This window comes from Myxococcales bacterium (genome assembly GCA_012513515.1).
In the GTDB taxonomy this organism is placed as follows: domain Bacteria; phylum UBA10199; class UBA10199; order 2-02-FULL-44-16; family JAAZCA01; genus JAAZCA01.
Genome location: JAAZCA010000042.1, coordinates 1 through 2,029 on the forward strand (window position 1 = coordinate 1; position 2,029 = coordinate 2,029).

Sequence of the window (2,029 nt, forward strand, 5' to 3'; positions counted from 1 at the left end):
ATGCATAAATCAACCTAATGGTTGCGTAATTTGAAACATTATCTTTTTAAACTCAATTATATCGGTAAAACTTATAATCATATTTTCGTCATGTCTATCTGGGTCTCTCACTGGCTTGCAGCTAACGGTGGTGGTATGAGGTCGTGGCGGTCAGACGAGAGTCTGAGTGTCCGACCGAAACAGAGGTTGGGACGAGATTCGATTTGTCGAATCCGCACAAACCCAGCCATGACTTATACCACGTGTTAGCGTTTCGTACTTTATTATATTAGCTCATTTATTAATTCAATATTCTCATTTTCAATTTTGTCAAATACTTCTCTTTCAAACTCCAAGAAACCACTTTTGTCTCTGGAAAATTTAATTTTTCCTGCTTCCAAATAATGTATAAAATCGCACAAATTAGTCAGTGTCTCGATTATATGGGAGGTGACAATTATGGTTTTGTTCCTTTCTTTTAATCGCAACAAAATCATTCGAATAATTCGACAGGTTTCAATGTCCAGTCCATTAAAAGGCTCGTCAAGAATCATTAAAGGTTTGTCTTGTTTTAGAACCCCTAACAATGCGAGTTTCTTTTTCATACCGGTGGAATATCCATCAATTATTTTATTCAATGGCAGGTTGAAGAGTTTATTCCATCGGTCTATGTCAAATTCGTTGTTTTTAAAAAGGCTCAGATATTCTTTTCCTGTGATACTCGAATAAAAGAAATTCTCGGTCACTAAATAAGCAACAGAATTTTTATTAATTTCTTTATTGTCAAATTGGATTGTCCCTGCTACTGGTTTCTTTAATCCATAAAGGGTGTTTAACAATGTGGTTTTTCCTGCACCATTTAGTCCCACAATTCCATGTATCAGATTCTCATCCAATGATAAATTCAGATTGTCAATAACTCTTTGGTACTTGTTATATGAAATTGTAAGGTTTTTAATTATAATCATTTAAGAAGAAATTTAGTTTGTTAACTGACTTTGAATAGAATAAAATTGTCATAAGCCAAACTACGGGAAAGAATACCGGAATTATACCTCCCAATGCACCGAGTGCTACATATATTTGCGCTGCTGGCGATTTTATATTTGGTTCATAAAATGCATATTTAGTCATGATAGTGTAAACCAAAAGACTACAGAAAATAAAATATTCAGCAACCGGGATATACCATTTATCTATATTAAAGATTATAAATAAAACGATTAACGGAATTACAATAATTGAAAATAATTGCAACAGACGTTTTATTTTTAACCATAACAGTTTTGTGGCTCCTAATTCAAAGGATGTTAAAATCTGGGAAGGTTCACATCGCTCAAAAAAACTTAAAATGATAATTCCCAAAATAAAAATTGCAATAGGTACACTTCCTATAAAAAAAGATGTAAGAGCAGTTATAATCCAAATAGGGACGATTATAAAAAATTGTTTTCTTATTCCTGCTTTCCATTCAAAAGCATCGTCGGGAATTAATTCCTGAAGTTTAGTGTTTAAATTTGAATTTCTCGCTTTTAAGTCAATATTTATGATAATTAATAATCCAGTTAGTTGGCTAATGGCAACCCATTGTTTATGAATTAAAAAACAGCATAAGACAGGTATAGAAAGGATAATATACTCCGCAAGCATGAGTGTCTTATAGTTTGAGAAATGACTTTTCAGAAACAATTTATCACCTCTTTTAAAATGGACGAACATTATCAGTAATAGAAATCCTGCAATTATATATTGAGAAGTTGCTTTATCTGAGCTCTTTATGTATAGGGCAAATCCTAAAAATCCAATTAATCCGACTAAGAAAATGAATCTAAATAATCCGATTCCAATAATTCCACGGTAAATTTGCTTTAGTCGTATTTTCAATAATGCTCGAACCATTTGTAGGTCAATTTAGTATGAACGCTAACGGTCGGCGGTATGTGTTGTTGGCGCCGAGTCGCGGTGGCGCGTGTTTTTGCACTCGTGATGCGATGTAGGGATGTGATTGTTATTAGTTTATTCTCGCGTTGGCAAAAACCGTGACACCAGG

2 protein-coding genes are annotated in these 2,029 nt (G+C 33.6%); both read right to left on the minus strand.

Going from position 1 to position 2,029, the window contains the following annotated elements; genetic code table 11:
- Window positions 1-263: 263 nt before the first annotated feature.
- Window positions 264-947, minus strand: coding sequence for an ATP-binding cassette domain-containing protein (locus GX659_08235; GenBank protein ID NLD28763.1), 684 nt, complete (start codon window positions 945-947; stop codon window positions 264-266).
- Window positions 934-1,863, minus strand: coding sequence for a hypothetical protein (locus tag GX659_08240; protein ID NLD28764.1), 930 nt, complete (start codon window positions 1,861-1,863; stop codon window positions 934-936). Before GX659_08240 ends, GX659_08235 begins: the two co-directional genes overlap by 14 nt.
- Window positions 1,864-2,029 lie beyond the last annotated feature (166 nt).

Coding starts and splice junctions, on each gene's coding strand:
- GX659_08235 (NLD28763.1), bottom strand. CDS start 947: ATGATTATAATTAAAAACCTTACAATTTCATATAACAAGTACCAAAGA.